We start from the raw sequence: 17,079 nt of genomic DNA on the forward strand, positions 1-17,079 counted from the left end.
GAACGGCATGAGCCCAGACGGTCAGGGAAGCAGCCACTGGTTCGACGACGAGGCCGGGCCAGTGGTGCGTCCGTACGCGATGACCCGCGGCCGGACGAATCACGCGATCCAGCACCGCCTCGACCTGATCGCCGTGGTCGTCACGGAACCGCACGTCGACGACCCGGAAGAGGACCACTCCCTCTCCCCTGAGCACGTCCGTATCGTCGAGCTCTGCCGTGACAACCCCCAGTCGGTGGCCGAACTGGCCGCCGACCTGGATCTTCCCGTCGGGGTCGTCCGCGTCCTCGTCGGAGACCTCGTGGACGAGGAACTCGTCCACGTCACCCGTCCCGTCCCGCCCGCCGAGCTGGTGGACGAGAGCATTCTGCGTGACGTGATCAACGGCCTGCGGGCGCTGTGAACACGCCGGAGAGGGCAGTGGACATGTGGCAGCCAACCATCCAGCAGGAGAAGGACCGATGATCCTCGGGCGCTCTGAGCGCGGCACACCTCCGGTCGAGCCCGTCACGCTCAAGATCCTCGTGGCCGGCGGTTTCGGCGTGGGCAAGACCACCTGCGTCGGCGCGGTCAGCGAGATCAAGCCGCTGCGCACGGAGGAGGTGCTCACCGAGGCGGGCCGCCCGGTCGACGACACCAGCGGTGTGGAGAACAAGACGACCACCACGGTCGCCATGGACTTCGGACGCATCACCCTCCGCGAGGACCTGGTCCTCTATCTCTTCGGCACCCCCGGCCAGGACCGCTTCTGGTTCCTCTGGGACGAACTCGCCTCCGGCGCCCTGGGCGCGGTGGTCCTGGTGGACACCCGCCGCCTGGAGGACTGCTTCGCCGCCGTCGACTACTTCGAGCGGCGCTCCATCCCCTTCGTGATCGGTGTCAACTGCTTCGACGACGCCGCGCGTTATCCCGCCGAGACCGTCCGGCAGGCCCTCGACCTCGACCCGGGCGTGCCGATCGTGCTCTGCGACGCACGCCGCCGGGACTCGGTCAAGGACGTCCTGGTCTCCGTGGTCCGGCACGCGATGACGTTCGCCACGGACCACCGCGAGCCCGCCGCCACCTGACACGGCCCGTACCTCCCCGTCACCTGAACACGGCTCGTACCCCGCCGGCCGGGGTACGAGCCGGCCGTAACCCCCTGACACGCGCGCGGGGCCGCCGCGTGCCCGCGCGGACTCACCAGCACTCGTGACGCGGCGAGCCGCCCCCCACGGCCCCGGGGGTCACCGAACCGCGATCACCGCCGACCCGTGCCCGAACAACCCCTGGTTGGCGCTGACACCCACCCGGGCGCCCTCGACCTGCCGGTCCGTCGCCTCACCCCGCAACTGCCACACCAGCTCGCACACCTGAGCGATCGCCTGGGCCGGAACGGCCTCCCCGAAGGAGGCCAGCCCTCCGCTGGCGTTCACGGGCGTGCGCCCGCCCAGCGCCGTCACGCCGTCCCGCAGCAGCTTCGCGGCCTCCCCCTCGCCGCACAGCGCCAGATCCTCGTACCACTGCAACTCCAGTGCCGTGGACAGGTCGTAGACCTCCGCGAACGAGAGGTCCTCGGGCCCGACCCCCGCCTCCTCGTACGCCGCCCGCGCGATCGACGCCCGGAACGTCTCCTCCGGCGCGGCGACCGCGACCGCCGAGTCCGTGGCGATGTCCGGCAGGTCCAGCACCGCGTTGGGGTAGCGGGGCGTCACCGTGGACACCGCCCGTATCCGCACCGGCTCGCGCACTCCGTGCCGCCGCGCGAACTCCATGCTGGACAGCACCAACGCCGCACCCCCGTCCGAGGTCGCGCAGATGTCCAGCAGCCGCAGCGGATCGGCGACGACGGCCGAGGCCGCCACCTCCTCGGCCGTGACCGGTTTGCGGTAGCGCGCGTACGGATTGAGCGCCCCGAGCGCGGAGTTCTTCACCTTGACCCGCGCGAAGTCCTCCGGCGTGTCCCCGTGCACCGCCATCCGCCGCCGCGCGTACAGCCCGAAGTACGTCGGATTGGTGGCCCCGAGGATCCGGAACCGCAGCCAGTCCGGATCGTCCGCCCGATCCCCGCCGGCCGGCCGGAAGAACCCCTTCGGAGCCGAGTCCGCTCCCACGACGAGCACCACGTCGGCCAGGCCCGCGAGGATCTGCGCCCGTGCGGCGCCCACGGCCTGCGCCCCCGACGCGCAGGCCGCGTACACGCTCGTGACCCGGGCGCCCTGCCAGCCCAGCGCCTTGGCGAAGGACGCTCCCGCCACATACCCCGGATAGCCCCCACGCACCGTGTCCGCGCCGACGACGGAGCAGACGTCCCGCCAGTCGACCCCCGCGTCGGTCAGTGCCGCGCGCGCGGCCACCGTCCCGTACTCGACGAAGCTCCGCCCCCATTTGCCCCACGGGTGCATGCCCGCACCCAGCACCGCCACCTCGCCCGTCATGCGCCCGCCCCCGTCGGCCTCCAGTGCCAGGTCGTCCAGGTCGCCTCCGCGTCCTCGTGCAGCACACCGGGGACGACCTCCACCTCCATGCCCACCGCCAGATCGGCGACGGTGACCCCGGGAACGGCCTGCCCCAGCACCACGAGGCGCTCCTCGGCCAGCTCCACCGCGATCAACGCGTACGGCTCCCACGGAAGTTCCGGATCGGACACATAGGGTGACGGCGGCCGGTACCGGCCGTCGGTGTACGACCACACCCGGCCCCGGCGCGACAACGGGACCTCGCGCAGATCGCCGCCGGAACAGTGCGGGTTGCGGCAGTGGACGTCCTCGCGGGGGAAGAACACCGAGGCGCACGCCGAGCAGCGTGTACCGAGCAGCCGGAAGCCCTCGCCCTCCCCGGCGAACCAGCCGGCCACCACAGGTGTGCGATTTCGCGACAAAATCCCTCCCCGGCGAGCTGATCTGATGGATCGTCAGAATTCTCCCACGGTCATCTCGAATTGGGCAGGTCGCGGGAGAACCGACGAGCCCCGTCCGGCGTCGCAGTATCGGGAGGGTCGGCCGGGGTCCACGGGGGTGGTTCCGGCCGGCCCTCACTCATGTCCACGGGTGACCGCTTGGTGCCGACGGGTGACCCGGGGGTACGACGACATGGCGCATTGCGCCGCCCCCGTAAGACGACGAGCGGATGATCGGATACAGTCCGCCGCGTGTCCCCGAACCAACACCCACCCGCCAACTCCGCACCCGACTCGCACTGTTCGAGATGCGGAGCGCCCTACGGAGAGGGCGTGTCCGGCTGGCCCCGCACCTGCGCGGCCTGCCACACAGTGGCCTACCGCAATCCGCTTCCCGTCGCGGTGGCTCTCCAGCCCGTGTACGACACCAAGGGCACGGCCCTCGTCGTGATCACACGGACCATCGCCCCCGCGCGCGGGGGCACCGCCCTTCCCGGCGGCTTCATCGACCACCGGGAGGACTGGCGGCACGCCGTCGTCCGTGAGCTGAAGGAGGAGACGGGCATCTGCGTGGCCGACCGCGACGTACGCCTCGCCGACGCCATGAGCTCGCCCGACGGCCATCTGCTGCTGTTCGGGCTGCTCCCGGAGCGCCCGGCCGTCACGCTGCCGCCGCCCGTCGCGACGGACGAGACGGAGGGCTGGCACCTGCTGCGCAGGCCCACCGAACTCGCCTTCCCCCTGCACACCCTGGCCGTCCGGGCGTTCTTCGACGGCCGCTACATCTGAGCCCGGTTCCCACCCGAGCCGAACAGGCTCACCCCTGACCGAGCCCGCGTACCCGCACCGGATACGCGGGCTCGGCCGGACCCTCGTCCCCGTCCCGCTCCACCACCACGCGCGCCCCCTGCCGGCGCGCCGTGTACCGCTCGACCTCCGGCTCGTCCCAGCCGTCGCCCGCGTCCGGCACCACGAGCCCGCTCCCCGTCCGCCCGCGCGCGGGTGCCCACACCTCCAGCTCCAGGCCGCCGTCGGCGCCCCGGACCGGCAGCACGGCACCCGCGCGCGCGAGTACCGGAATCCGCGACAGGGGCGCGTCGAGCAGCACCTGCCCCGGCCCCTGGTACGCCTGCCCGGTCACCGTGTCGTACCAGAGTCCTCGCGGCAGCCGCACCGCACGCCGCTCCACCCCGGGCTCCAGCACCGGCGCCACCAGCAGAGCGTCCCCCAGCAGGAACGCGTCCTCGCAGTCCCGCAACGCCCGGTCCTCGGGCGCCCCCCACCACAGGGGACGCACATAGGGCGCCCCCGTACGGCGGGCCAGATGGGCCAGCGTCATGAAGTACGGCAGCAGCCGCCGCCGCTCGACGAGCGCCGCGCGCGCGTGCCCGACGACCCCCTCCCCGAACTCCCACGGCTCCCGCCGCCCCGCCCCGGCACCCGCACCCGCGCGCGTGCGGAACAGCGGCAGATGGGCGCCGAGCTGCAGCCACCGCAGATACAGCTCCTCCGACGCGCCCCCGTCGGACCCGCCCACGTCCCCGCCCGCGTACGGCACCCCGCACAGACCGAGCCCCAGCGCCAGCGCGAGCGACGCCCGCAGCCCGGCCCAGCCCGTCGCCACGTCCCCCGACCACGTCCCCCCGTAGCGCTGGACGCCGGCCCACCCGGAACGCGAGAGCACGAACGGCCGCTCCCGCGGCACCAGTTCGCGCAGCCCCTCGTAGGCGGCCCGGGCCATGCACAGCGCATACACGTTGTGCGCCTCGCGATGGTCGCCGCCCCGGCCCTCCAGATCGTGCCGGGCCGACCGGGGCAACGTGTGCCCGCCGAACGCCGTGAACGACGTCGGCTCGTTCCTGTCGTGCCAGAACCCGGCGAATCCCTGCGCCAGCCGCTCCTCGTGGAGACCGCCCCACCACGCGCGCGTCGCGGGGCGCGTGAAGTCCGGATAGACCGACTCGCCGGGCCTGACGACACACCTCACCACCTGCCCGGCGGCATCCCGTACGAAGGCGTCCCCGGCCGTTCCGGCGTCGTACACCGCGTCACCCGGCCGCGCCCTGACCGCCGGGTCGACGACCGACACCAGCCGGATCCCGTCGCGCCGCAGTGCCTCCGCGAGATCAGGCAGCTTGGGGAACCTCTCCGTGTCCACCGTGAACGCCTGACGGCGCTCTTGGTGGCCGGCGTCCAGATGGACCGCGTCCAGCGGCAGACCGTGCTCCCGGTACCCCGCGACCGTCCGCCGCACCTCCTGCTCGTCACCGAGACCCCACCCCGCGCGATGATGCCCCAACGCCCACGCGGGCGGCAGCGCCGGAGCCCCCGTCAGGGCGGCCCAGGCATGCAGCACGCGCGCGGGGGTGCCCACGATCACCCAGCAGCGCAGCGGACCCCCGTCCATCCGCAGCTCCGACGCCCCGGCCCGGTCGTGCCCGGACCCGGCACCCTCCTCGCCCTCGCGCAGCGTCACCGTCCCGTCCCACGTCGTGTCGTGGAACACCAGATGCGTGCCCGCGTCGGCCACCACCATCTGCACGGGCATCGTCAGGTACAGCGGATCGTCACCGGGCACCGACGGGCGCCCGGGGTCGGTGTTCCACAACCGGTACGTCCCGCCCCGCAGCCGCGGCCCCGCCGCCCGGCCCCCCAGACCGAAGAACCGCGCGTCCGCCCCCACCTCGGAACGCTGGACCCAGCGCGCCTCGCCCGCACCGACCGGCTCCCACCACCGGGGCGGCAGATCACGCCGCAGTGTCACCCCACCGGGCGTACACACCTCGACGGCACCGAGCCGTGACACCACGACCGTCACCCGCTCGGCGACGACCCGCCAGCCGCCGTCCTTGTCCGGCTCCAGCACGACCCGCGGATCCGGCTCCGGGCACCGGCCCGCGAGCGCGTACGACGGCTCGGGACCGGCCCCGTCCCAGCCCCAGAACACCGCCCCGTTCACGTCGACGGTGACCCGCAGCGCCGACCGGCCGAACCGGACGACTCCGCCGCCCGGACCCGGCTCCGCACCCACCACCGCCCCGGGCACCCGAGCCCGCTCGGCACCCCGCGCCGGCAGCGCGGCAGCGTCGGCACGCCGCCCGCGCCACGCGGCCCGCGCGGCCCGCAGCCCCTCGGCCACCCCCGCCGAACCGATCGCCTTCACCGAACGCACCAGGTCACGACCGTCCATGCAGCTCACCCTGCCACTGCCCGGCCCATTTGTGTGAGTCGTTCAACTACCGTTCACCCGCGGTCCGGGCACATGTTCACGCAGCCCTCCGTCCGCGGCCCACCCTGGTGCGGAAGTCGATCACATGGCATCGTCCGTGTCAGCCGCGTACGCGCCCACACCCCTGCCCGTACGCGCCCGCCGCAGACCACGCGCACAGCCCGGGAGACGCCCCATGACCTCAGCGAACCCCTCGCCGCTCTGGCAGCCCGACGCCGCCCGCGTCGCCGGGGCCCAGATCACCGCGTTCCAGTCCTGGGCGGCCGCACACCACGGGGCCCCCGCCGAGGGCGGCTACCCGGCCCTGCGCCGCTGGTCCGTCGACGAACTCGAGACGTTCTGGAAAGCCGTCACGGAGTGGTTCGACGTACGGTTCTCCACCCCCTACGCGCGCGTGCTCGGCGACCGCGCCATGCCCGGCGCCCAGTGGTTCCCCGGCGCCACCCTCAACTACGCCGAACACGCCCTGCGTGCCGCCGGCACCCGCGCCGACGAACCGGCCCTGCTCCACGTCGACGAGACCCATGAGCCCCGCCCCGTGACCTGGGCCGAACTGCGCCGCCAGGTCGGCTCCCTCGCCGCCGAACTGCGAGCCCTCGGCGTACGCCCCGGAGACCGCGTCAGCGGCTACCTCCCGAACATCCCCGAGGCCGTCGTCGCCCTCCTCGCCACGGCCGCCGTCGGCGGCGTGTGGACCTCCTGCGCCCCGGACTTCGGCGCCCGCAGCGTCCTCGACCGCTTCCAACAGGTCGAACCCGTCGTCCTGTTCACCGTCGACGGCTACCGCTACGGCGGCAAGGAGCACGACCGCCGCGACACCGTCGCCGAACTCCGCCGCGAACTGCCCACCCTGCGCGCGGCCGTCCACATCCCCCTCCTCGGCACCCAGGCCCCCGAGGGCGCCCTGGAATGGTCCGCGCTGACCGCCGCGGACGTCCCGCCGGTCTTCGAACAGGTCCCGTTCGACCACCCGTTGTGGGTGCTCTACTCCTCCGGCACCACCGGCCTGCCCAAGGCCATCGTCCAGTCCCAGGGCGGCATCCTGGTCGAACACCTCAAACAGCTCGGCCTGCACTGCGACCTCGGGCCCGAGGACCGCTTCTTCTGGTACACGTCCACCGGCTGGATGATGTGGAACTTCCTCGTCTCCGGCCTCCTCACCGGCACCACCGTCGTCCTGTACGACGGCAGCCCCGGCCATCCCGACACCGGCGCCCAGTGGAGCGTCGCCGAACGCACCGGCGCCACCCTCTTCGGCACCTCCGCCGCCTACGTCATGGCCTGCCGCAAGGCCGGCGTCCACCCGGGCCGCGACCACGACCTCTCCCGAGTCCGGTGCGTCGGCACCACCGGTTCCCCGCTCCCGCCCGACGGCTTCCGCTGGCTCCACGACGAGGTCCGCGAGGACCTCTGGATCGCCTCCGTCAGCGGCGGCACCGACGTGTGCTCCTGCTTCGCCGGAGCCGTCCCCACCCTCCCGGTCCACATCGGCGAACTGCAGGCCCCCGGCCTCGGCACCGACCTCCAGTCCTGGGACCCCAGCGGCACACCCCTGATCGACGAGGTCGGCGAACTCGTCGTCACCAACCCGATGCCCTCCATGCCGATCCACTTCTGGAACGACCCCGACGGCAGCCGCTACCACGACAGCTACTTCGACACCTACCCCGGCGTCTGGCGCCACGGCGACTGGATCACCCTCACCTCACGCGGCTCCGTCGTCATCCACGGCCGCTCCGACTCCACCCTCAACCGCCAGGGCGTCCGCATGGGCTCGGCCGACATCTACGAAGCCGTGGAACGCCTCCCCGAGATCAAGGAATCCCTCGTCATCGGCATCGAACAGCCCGACGGCGGCTACTGGATGCCCCTCTTCGTCCAGCTCGCCCCCGGCGCGACCCTCGACGAAGCCCTCCTCGGCCGCATCAAGCGGACGATCCGCGAACACCTCTCACCCCGCCACGTCCCCGACGAGGTCATCGAAGTCCCCGGAGTCCCGCACACCCTCACCGGCAAGCGCATCGAGGTACCCGTCAAACGACTCCTCCAGGGCACCCCGCTGGAAAAGGCGGTCAACCCGGGCTCGGTCGACAACCTCGACCTCCTGCGCTTCTACGAGAACCTGGCCCGCGAACGAGCCTGACCGTCCTCACGAGGCCGCGTTGTCAGTGCCCCCGATTACTGTGAGTGAGCATTGATCGACGGCTCGCACAGGGGGAAGCCATGACACGCACCAGCCACCCGAGCACGCGCCAGGCCCTGCGCCGCGAGATCGCGGGCACCATCGGCCTGCTCACCGACGAGCACGACTTCCGCGCGATGCGGCGCTACCGCAGCTTCGCCTTCGACGACCATCCGACCTACCTCCGCCAAGTGGAGGCCCTGCTCCGGACCCTCGCCGAGCAGGGCAACCACACCACCGTCGCCCTCTTCGACCCGGAGGAGTACGCCGCGTTCTGCGCCGACACCGGCCTCGAACCCGACACCCCCTCCAGCCGCACCCGCTTCACGGCCGAACTCGCGGCCACCGGCGCCGCCGTCCCCTACGAGGGACAGCCCCTCACCCAACTCGTCCCCGACCTCATCGACGAAGCCGTCCGCCTCGCCACCTGGGAGTACGCCACCACACTCCTCGCCCAGATCGGCGACTGCGCCTCCTGCGGCGAGGACATCGGCCGCGCCGCCTTCGCCCGCGCCATGCACCTGCTCCGGCGCGTCCTCGACACCGCCGGCCCCGGCGAACGCCACCTCGTGTGCAGCGTCTCGGCCGAGCCCCAGGCCCTGGCCGCCGTCCTCCAAGCCGACCGCGACCACGAAGGGGCCACCCGGCTCGACGAGGCGGAAGCCCTGGAGTTCGCCACCGTCCTCGCCCTCGGCCTCGCCACCCGAAGCCCAGGCGGCCTCGTCATGCGCACCACCGCCCCGGACGCGACCGACCGCGTCTACGGCTGGCGTCTGCGCGGTGACGGCCTCGAACCCCTCACCGCCGGAGAGGTCTTCGACGCCTACTGCACCGACGTGGAATCAGGAGACCTGGTCTCCCCGGAGTCCGGAGTCGACTACTGCACCCCGCCCGACCTCGGGCACGACACCGCCGGGGGAGGCCCGGCCGGGAACGGACACACCCACTGAACGGGTGAGGGGCGCCCCACCCCCGGGTGGAGCGCCCCTCGGCACCGACCGCTCGTCGCGGACTACTCGCCGGACAGCACCGCCTGCGCAGCGCCGCGCGCCTCCTCGGCCGTGTCCGCCGCACGCGCCGCGGCCGCCGCGCGTTCGCACTGCGCCAGCGTGTACTTCGCCAGCGTCCCCCGCACATACGGAATCGACGCCGCCCCCATGGACAGGGAGGTGACCCCCAGACCGGTCAGCACACACGCGAGCAGCGGATCCGAAGCCGCCTCACCGCAGACCCCGCAGCTCTTGCCCTCGGCCCGCGCCGCCTCGGCGGACAGCGCGACCAGGTCGAGCAGCGCGGGCTGCCACGGGTCCTGCAGCCGCGACACCGCGCCGACCTGCCGGTCCGCCGCGAACGTGTACTGCGCGAGGTCGTTCGTGCCCAGCGAGAGGAACTCGACCTCCCGCAGGATCGACCGCGCCCGCAGCGCCGCGGACGGGATCTCCACCATGGCGCCGAACTTGGCGTGCAGCCCCGCCTCACGACACGCGTCGGCGAACGCCCTGGCGTCCGTGCGGTCCGCGACCATCGGCGCCATGACCTCCAGATGGACCGGCAGGCCCTCGGCGGCCTTCGCCAGCGCCGTCAGCTGGGTCCGCAGCACCTCGGGGTGGTCGAGCAGCGTCCGCAGCCCGCGCACACCGAGCGCCGGGTTCGGCTCGTCGGCCGGGGTCAGGAACTCCAGCGGTTTGTCGGCACCGGCGTCGAGCACCCGCACGACCACGCGCCCCTCCGGGAACGCCTCCAGCACCTGCCGGTACGCCTCGATCTGCTTCTCCTCCGACGGCGCCGTCCGGCTGTCGTCCAGGAAGAGGAACTCGGTACGGAACAGCCCGACGCCCTCGGCCCCGGCCTCCACCGCCGCCGGCACGTCGGCGGGACCGCCCACATTGGCCAGCAGCGGCACCCGGTGCCCGTCGGAGGTCGTCCCCGGCCCGCTCGATGCCGCCAGCGCCGCCTTCCGCTCCGCGGCGGCGGCCTCCAGTGCGGCCCTCTTCTCCGCACCGGGATTCACGAAGATCTCCCCGGTGCTGCCGTCCACGGCGATCACCGTGCCCTCGGCGAGCTCCCCGGCTCCCGGCAGCGCGACCACGGCCGGCACTCCGAGCGCCCGCGCCAGGATCGCGCTGTGACTGGTGGGTCCGCCCTCCTCGGTCACGAACCCGAGCACCAGCGTCGGGTCGAGCAGCGCGGTGTCCGCGGGCGCCAGGTCACGGGCGATGAGCACGTACGGCTCGTCACTGTCCGGCACACCCGGCATGGGCACCCCGAGCAGCCGGGCGACGATACGATTCCGCACGTCGTCGAGGTCGGCGACACGGCCCGCGAGGTACTCACCGGCCCCCGCCAGCAGCGCGCGGTACGCGGCGAAGGCGTCGTAGACAGCGCGCTCCGCCGTGCTCCCCACGGCGACACGGCGTTCCACGTCCGCCATCAGCTCGGGGTCCTGGGCCATCAGGGCCTGGGCCTCCAGCACGGCCTGCGCCTCGCCCCCGGCGAGGTTGCCGCGCGCCGTCAGGTCGGCGGCGACCGCGTCCACGGCCTTCCGGGCACGTCCCTGTTCGCGCTCCGCGTCCTCCGGAGCGATCTGCTTGGCGGGCGGCTCCAGTACCGCCGTTCCCATGTGCCGAACCTCGCCGATGGCCACGCCGTGACTCACACCGACGCCTCGCAGCGTTGTCTCCATCTCACCTGTCTCCGATAGTGCGGCGGGCCCCGCCACCGCGGTGGTTGTCGAACGTGCGGGCCGGTACGGCCCCGATGTCACCGCCAGCCGAACAGCGCGTCGCCGGACGCCACCTCGCCGTCCTCGCGGAGGTCGAAGAGGGAGTCGGCCGTGGCCTCCAGTGCCACGACGGGACAGACAGGAGACTTGCCGGCGGCCTCGACCGCGGCGGGGTCCCAGCGCACCACGGCCTGCCCCCGTTGCACGGTGTCGCCCTTGTTGACGAGCAGCTCGAAGCCCTCACCGTTGAGCTGAACGGTGTCGATACCGAGATGGATCAGCACCCCATGGCCTTCACCGTCGACCACGACGAACGCGTGCGGGTGCAGGGAGACGATGACCCCGTCCACGGGGGCGAGGGCCTCACCTGCCTCACGCACGGGGTCGATCGCCGTGCCGGGACCGACCATCGCCCCCGAGAACACGGGGTCCGGTACGGCGGCCAGTCCGATGGCGCGTCCTACAAGAGGGGACGTCACGGTGGTCATGGGAAGCCTCCAGGGTGGAGTGATCAGCGGCGCAGGTCGGTGAAGGACCCGTTCCGCACGATAGCTCCGCACGAGAGGTCTAGACCACCCCTGCGCGGGATTTGCCCCTGCTCCGGAGCCCCATGTACAGTCGTACTCCTGCCTGGGGGTGAGCGACACATTGTGTCCGTGCCCGGCAGAACCAAACTCGGTCAGATCCTTCTCGGGGTCACCTTCTGCATGTCCGCAGGACGGTGGTCAAGAGGCCGGAAAAACGCTGATAGAGTTTGGAACACCGAAGGGAAGCGCCCGGAGGAAAGCCTGAGAAAGTTCTTGGGTGAGTACAAAGGAAGCGTCCGTTCCTTGAGAACTCAACAGCGTGCCAAAAATCAACGCCAGATATGTTGATACCCCGTCTCCAGCATCTGCTGGGACGAGGTTCCTTTGAAGTAAAACACAGCGAGGACGCTGTGAACCATCGGACTATTCCTCTGGTGGTTCCGCTCTCGTGATGTGTGCACCGACGCTTTTAATTAAGCACAGTCGGGTAAACATTCACGGAGAGTTTGATCCTGGCTCAGGACGAACGCTGGCGGCGTGCTTAACACATGCAAGTCGAACGATGAACCACTTCGGTGGGGATTAGTGGCGAACGGGTGAGTAACACGTGGGCAATCTGCCCTTCACTCTGGGACAAGCCCTGGAAACGGGGTCTAATACCGGATACGACACTCTCGGGCATCCGATGAGTGTGGAAAGCTCCGGCGGTGAAGGATGAGCCCGCGGCCTATCAGCTTGTTGGTGAGGTAACGGCTCACCAAGGCGACGACGGGTAGCCGGCCTGAGAGGGCGACCGGCCACACTGGGACTGAGACACGGCCCAGACTCCTACGGGAGGCAGCAGTGGGGAATATTGCACAATGGGCGAAAGCCTGATGCAGCGACGCCGCGTGAGGGATGACGGCCTTCGGGTTGTAAACCTCTTTCAGCAGGGAAGAAGCGAAAGTGACGGTACCTGCAGAAGAAGCGCCGGCTAACTACGTGCCAGCAGCCGCGGTAATACGTAGGGCGCGAGCGTTGTCCGGAATTATTGGGCGTAAAGAGCTCGTAGGCGGTCTGTCGCGTCGGATGTGAAAGCCCGGGGCTTAACCCCGGGTCTGCATTCGATACGGGCAGACTAGAGTGTGGTAGGGGAGATCGGAATTCCTGGTGTAGCGGTGAAATGCGCAGATATCAGGAGGAACACCGGTGGCGAAGGCGGATCTCTGGGCCATTACTGACGCTGAGGAGCGAAAGCGTGGGGAGCGAACAGGATTAGATACCCTGGTAGTCCACGCCGTAAACGGTGGGAACTAGGTGTTGGCGACATTCCACGTCGTCGGTGCCGCAGCTAACGCATTAAGTTCCCCGCCTGGGGAGTACGGCCGCAAGGCTAAAACTCAAAGGAATTGACGGGGGCCCGCACAAGCAGCGGAGCATGTGGCTTAATTCGACGCAACGCGAAGAACCTTACCAAGGCTTGACATACACCGGAAACGGCCAGAGATGGTCGCCCCCTTGTGGTCGGTGTACAGGTGGTGCATGGCTGTCGTCAGCTCGTGTCGTGAGATGTTGGGTTAAGTCCCGCAACGAGCGCAACCCTTGTTCTGTGTTGCCAGCATGCCCTTCGGGGTGATGGGGACTCACAGGAGACTGCCGGGGTCAACTCGGAGGAAGGTGGGGACGACGTCAAGTCATCATGCCCCTTATGTCTTGGGCTGCACACGTGCTACAATGGCAGGTACAATGAGCTGCGAAGCCGTGAGGCGGAGCGAATCTCAAAAAGCCTGTCTCAGTTCGGATTGGGGTCTGCAACTCGACCCCATGAAGTCGGAGTTGCTAGTAATCGCAGATCAGCATTGCTGCGGTGAATACGTTCCCGGGCCTTGTACACACCGCCCGTCACGTCACGAAAGTCGGTAACACCCGAAGCCGGTGGCCCAACCCGTAAGGGAGGGAGCTGTCGAAGGTGGGACTGGCGATTGGGACGAAGTCGTAACAAGGTAGCCGTACCGGAAGGTGCGGCTGGATCACCTCCTTTCTAAGGAGCATCTAGCTGCCGCAAGGCAGCCAGGGCCACAACGTCGGCGAATGTTCGACGGTGGTTGCTCATGGGTGGAACGTTGATTATTCGGCCGGTTCGTCGGGCCGGAGGCTGTGAGTACTACCCCTTGTGGGTGTGGAAAGCATGATCTCCGGACGAGAGACTGGTCGGGCACGCTGTTGGGTGTCTGAGGGTATGGCCGTACGGCTGCCTTCAGTGCCGGCCCCGGTAAAAATTCGCGTGAAGCGGGTTGTGACGGGTGGTTGGTCGTTGTTTGAGAACTGCACAGTGGACGCGAGCATCTGTGGCCAAGTTTTTAAGGGCGCACGGTGGATGCCTTGGCACCAGGAACCGATGAAGGACGTGGGAGGCCACGATAGTCCCCGGGGAGTCGTCAACCAGGCTTTGATCCGGGGGTTTCCGAATGGGGAAACCCGGCAGTCGTCATGGGCTGTCACCCTTGCCTGAACACATAGGGCAAGTGGAGGGAACGCGGGGAAGTGAAACATCTCAGTACCCGCAGGAAGAGAAAACAACCGTGATTCCGGGAGTAGTGGCGAGCGAAACCGGATGAGGCCAAACCGTATGCGTGTGAGACCCGGCAGGGGTTGCGTATACGGGGTTGTGGGATCTCTCTTTCACAGTCTGCCGGCTGTGAGACGAGTCAGAAACCGTTGATGTAGGCGAAGGACATGCGAAAGGTCCGGCGTAGAGGGTAAGACCCCCGTAGCTGAAACATCAGCGGCTCGTTTGAGAGACACCCAAGTAGCACGGGGCCCGAGAAATCCCGTGTGAATCTGGCGGGACCACCCGCTAAGCCTAAATATTCCCTGGTGACCGATAGCGGATAGTACCGTGAGGGAATGGTGAAAAGTACCGCGGGAGCGGAGTGAAATAGTACCTGAAACCGTGTGCCTACAAGCCGTGGGAGCGTCGCGCATTGAGTTTACTCAATGCGTCGTGACTGCGTGCCTTTTGAAGAATGAGCCTGCGAGTTTGCGGTGTGTTGCGAGGTTAACCCGAGTGGGGTAGCCGTAGCGAAAGCGAGTCCGAACAGGGCGATTCAGTAGCACGCTCAAGACCCGAAGCGGAGTGATCTAGCCATGGGCAGGTTGAAGCGGAGGTAAGACTTCGTGGAGGACCGAACCCACCAGGGTTGAAAACCTGGGGGATGACCTGTGGTTAGGGGTGAAAGGCCAATCAAACTCCGTGATAGCTGGTTCTCCCCGAAATGCATTTAGGTGCAGCGTCGTGTGTTTCTTGCCGGAGGTAGAGCACTGGATAGGCGATGGGCCCTACCGGGTTACTGACCTTAGCCAAACTCCGAATGCCGGTAAGTGAGAGCGCGGCAGTGAGACTGTGGGGGATAAGCTCCATGGTCGAGAGGGAAACAGCCCAGAGCATCGACTAAGGCCCCTAAGCGTACGCTAAGTGGGAAAGGATGTGGAGTCGCAGAGACAACCAGGAGGTTGGCTTAGAAGCAGCCACCCTTGAAAGAGTGCGTAATAGCTCACTGGTCTAGTGATTCCGCGCCGACAATGTAGCGGGGCTCAAGCGTACCGCCGAAGTCGTGTCATTCCAGCGTATAGGGCCAACGCCTGCTGGGATGGGTAGGGGAGCGTCGTGTGCCGGGTGAAGCCGCGCCGGAAGGCAGTGGTGGACGGTTCACGAGTGAGAATGCAGGCATGAGTAGCGATACAAACGTGAGAAACGTTTGCGCCGATTGACCAAGGGTTCCTGGGTCAAGCTGATCTGCCCAGGGTAAGTCGGGACCTAAGGCGAGGCCGACAGGCGTAGTCGATGGATAACCGGTTGATATTCCGGTACCCGCTGTGAAGCGTCAAACATCGAACCAGGCGATGCTAAGTCCGTGAAGCCGTCCCGGAGCCTTCGGGCAAAGGGGAGTGGTGGAGCCGACGAACCAGACTTGCAGTAGGTGAGTGATGGGGTGACGCAGGAAGGTAGTCCATCCCGGGCGGTGGTTGTCCCGGGGTAAGGGTGTAGGCCGTGATCTAGGTAAATCCGGATCACACAAGGCTGAGACCTGATGCCGAGCCGATTGTGGTGAAGTGGATGATCCTATGCTGTCGAGAAAAGCCTCTAGCGAGTTTCATGGCGGCCCGTACCCTAAACCGACTCAGGTGGTCAGGTAGAGAATACCGAGGCGTTCGGGTGAACTATGGTTAAGGAACTCGGCAAAATGCCCCCGTAACTTCGGGAGAAGGGGGGCCATCACCGGTGATAGCACTTGCTGCTTGAGCTGGGGGTGGCCGCAGAGACCAGCGAGAAGCGACTGTTTACTAAAAACACAGGTCCGTGCGAAGCCGTAAGGCGATGTATACGGACTGACGCCTGCCCGGTGCTGGAACGTTAAGGGGACCGGTTAGTCACTCTTCGGGGTGGCGAAGCTGAGAACTTAAGCGCCAGTAAACGGCGGTGGTAACTATAACCATCCTAAGGTAGCGAAATTCCTTGTCGGGTAAGTTCCGACCTGCACGAATGGCGTAACGACTTCTCGACTGTCTCAACCATAGGCCCGGTGAAATTGCACTACGAGTAAAGATGCTCGTTTCGCGCAGCAGGACGGAAAGACCCCGGGACCTTTACTACAGTTTGATATTGGTGTTCGGTTCGGCTTGTGTAGGATAGCTGGGAGACTGTGAAGCTCGGACGCCAGTTCGGGTGGAGTCGTCGTTGAAATACCAGTCTGGTCGTGCTGGATGTCTAACCTGGGTCCGTGATCCGGATCAGGGACAGTGTCTGATGGGTAGTTTAACTGGGGCGGTTGCCTCCCAAAGGGTAACGGAGGCGCCCAAAGGTTCCCTCAGCCTGGTTGGCAATCAGGTGGTGAGTGTAAGTGCACAAGGGAGCTTGACTGTGAGACCGACGGGTCGAGCAGGGACGAAAGTCGGGACTAGTGATCCGGCGGTGGCTTGTGGAAGCGCCGTCGCTCAACGGATAAAAGGTACCCCGGGGATAACAGGCTGATCTTCCCCAAGAGTCCATATCGACGGGATGGTTTGGCACCTCGATGTCGGCTCGTCGCATCCTGGGGCTGGAGTCGGTCCCAAGGGTTGGGCTGTTCGCCCATTAAAGCGGTACGCGAGCTGGGTTTAGAACGTCGTGAGACAGTTCGGTCCCTATCCGCTGCGCGCGCAGGAATATTGAGAAGGGCTGTCCCTAGTACGAGAGGACCGGGACGGACGAACCTCTGGTGTGCCAGTTGTTCTGCCAAGGGCATGGCTGGTTGGCTACGTTCGGGAGGGATAACCGCTGAAAGCATCTAAGCGGGAAGCCTGCTTCGAGATGAGTATTCCCACCCACTTGATGGGGTAAGGCTCCCAGTAGACGACTGGGTTGATAGGCCAGATATGGAAGCCCAGTAATGGGTGGAGTTGACTGGTACTAATAGGCCGAGGGCTTGTCCTCAGTTGCTCGCGTCCACTGTGTTGGTTCTGAAACCACGAACAACCCCATTCCCGTTTGGTCACGGGGGATGGTGCGGTTGAGTGTTTCAT

Annotated in this window: 10 protein-coding genes and 2 rRNA genes; 7 read left to right on the forward strand and 5 right to left on the reverse strand. The window is 67.9% G+C overall.

What is annotated here, in order from left to right:
* Positions 1-7 precede the first annotated feature (7 nt).
* Together SCAB_RS36445 and SCAB_RS36450 are read left to right on the forward strand one after the other, a co-directional pair.
* A complete protein-coding gene (locus SCAB_RS36445; RefSeq protein ID WP_013005116.1) occupies positions 8-403 on the forward strand; it encodes a DUF742 domain-containing protein in 396 nt (131 codons plus the stop codon).
* A gap of 58 nt (positions 404-461) precedes the next feature.
* On the forward strand, positions 462-1,067 hold the full coding sequence (locus SCAB_RS36450; protein ID WP_037728302.1) for a GTP-binding protein: 606 nt from the start codon (positions 462-464) through the stop codon (positions 1,065-1,067).
* A 159-nt stretch (positions 1,068-1,226) separates the two neighbouring features.
* Here the strand turns inward: SCAB_RS36450 and SCAB_RS36455 are convergent, their stop codons facing one another.
* Complete coding sequence (locus SCAB_RS36455) at positions 1,227-2,417, reverse strand: lipid-transfer protein (RefSeq protein WP_013005118.1); 1,191 nt, start codon at positions 2,415-2,417, stop codon at positions 1,227-1,229.
* Positions 2,414-2,839, reverse strand: a complete 426-nt coding sequence (locus SCAB_RS36460; RefSeq protein ID WP_013005119.1) for a Zn-ribbon domain-containing OB-fold protein — start codon at positions 2,837-2,839, stop codon at positions 2,414-2,416. The genes SCAB_RS36455 and SCAB_RS36460 overlap by 4 nt, the downstream gene beginning before the upstream one ends.
* 291 nt (positions 2,840-3,130) lie before the next feature.
* Between SCAB_RS36460 and SCAB_RS36465 the strand changes: the two genes are divergently transcribed.
* A complete protein-coding gene (locus SCAB_RS36465; RefSeq protein ID WP_037728305.1) occupies positions 3,131-3,667 on the forward strand; it encodes an NUDIX domain-containing protein in 537 nt (178 codons plus the stop codon).
* Positions 3,668-3,695: 28 nt separating this feature from the next.
* On the opposite strand, the gene SCAB_RS36470 is transcribed toward SCAB_RS36465, so the two are convergent.
* Positions 3,696-6,068: a glycoside hydrolase family 31 protein gene (locus SCAB_RS36470; RefSeq protein WP_013005121.1), complete on the reverse strand. Its 2,373-nt coding sequence runs from the start codon at positions 6,066-6,068 to the stop codon at positions 3,696-3,698.
* Positions 6,069-6,282: 214 nt separating this feature from the next.
* Between SCAB_RS36470 and SCAB_RS36475 the strand changes: the two genes are divergently transcribed.
* Positions 6,283-8,250 (forward strand): acetoacetate--CoA ligase, encoded by a 1,968-nt coding sequence (locus SCAB_RS36475; RefSeq protein WP_013005122.1) that lies wholly within the window; start codon positions 6,283-6,285, stop codon positions 8,248-8,250.
* An 80-nt stretch (positions 8,251-8,330) separates the two neighbouring features.
* Complete coding sequence (locus SCAB_RS36480) at positions 8,331-9,239, forward strand: hypothetical protein (protein ID WP_041670065.1); 909 nt, start codon at positions 8,331-8,333, stop codon at positions 9,237-9,239.
* A 62-nt stretch (positions 9,240-9,301) separates the two neighbouring features.
* Here SCAB_RS36480 and ptsP read toward each other — a convergent pair whose 3' ends face one another.
* Both ptsP and SCAB_RS36490 read right to left on the reverse strand, forming a co-directional pair.
* A complete protein-coding gene (gene ptsP, locus SCAB_RS36485; protein WP_037728310.1) occupies positions 9,302-10,972 on the reverse strand; it encodes a phosphoenolpyruvate--protein phosphotransferase in 1,671 nt (556 codons plus the stop codon).
* A gap of 77 nt (positions 10,973-11,049) precedes the next feature.
* Positions 11,050-11,499, reverse strand: a complete 450-nt coding sequence (locus tag SCAB_RS36490) for a PTS sugar transporter subunit IIA (protein WP_013005125.1) — start codon at positions 11,497-11,499, stop codon at positions 11,050-11,052.
* Between the two features lie 533 nt (positions 11,500-12,032).
* Here SCAB_RS36490 and SCAB_RS36495 point away from each other — a divergent pair.
* Together SCAB_RS36495 and SCAB_RS36500 are read left to right on the forward strand one after the other, a co-directional pair.
* Positions 12,033-13,558, forward strand: a 16S ribosomal RNA gene (locus SCAB_RS36495).
* 309 nt (positions 13,559-13,867) lie between these two features.
* A 23S ribosomal RNA gene (locus SCAB_RS36500) occupies positions 13,868-16,990 on the forward strand.
* Together the 16S and 23S rRNA genes form the textbook arrangement of a ribosomal RNA operon.
* Positions 16,991-17,079 lie beyond the last annotated feature (89 nt).

The sequence above is a fragment of the Streptomyces scabiei 87.22 genome (assembly GCF_000091305.1).
In the GTDB taxonomy this organism is placed as follows: domain Bacteria; phylum Actinomycetota; class Actinomycetes; order Streptomycetales; family Streptomycetaceae; genus Streptomyces; species Streptomyces scabiei.

Coding starts and splice junctions, on each gene's coding strand:
- SCAB_RS36445 (WP_013005116.1), top strand. CDS start 8: ATGAGCCCAGACGGTCAGGGAAGCAGCCACTGGTTCGACGACGAGGCC.
- SCAB_RS36450 (WP_037728302.1), top strand. CDS start 462: ATGATCCTCGGGCGCTCTGAGCGCGGCACACCTCCGGTCGAGCCCGTC.
- SCAB_RS36455 (WP_013005118.1), bottom strand. CDS start 2,417: ATGACGGGCGAGGTGGCGGTGCTGGGTGCGGGCATGCACCCGTGGGGC.
- SCAB_RS36470 (WP_013005121.1), bottom strand. CDS start 6,068: ATGGACGGTCGTGACCTGGTGCGTTCGGTGAAGGCGATCGGTTCGGCG.
- SCAB_RS36475 (WP_013005122.1), top strand. CDS start 6,283: ATGACCTCAGCGAACCCCTCGCCGCTCTGGCAGCCCGACGCCGCCCGC.
- SCAB_RS36480 (WP_041670065.1), top strand. CDS start 8,331: ATGACACGCACCAGCCACCCGAGCACGCGCCAGGCCCTGCGCCGCGAG.
- ptsP (WP_037728310.1), bottom strand. CDS start 10,972: ATGGAGACAACGCTGCGAGGCGTCGGTGTGAGTCACGGCGTGGCCATC.
- SCAB_RS36490 (WP_013005125.1), bottom strand. CDS start 11,499: ATGACCACCGTGACGTCCCCTCTTGTAGGACGCGCCATCGGACTGGCC.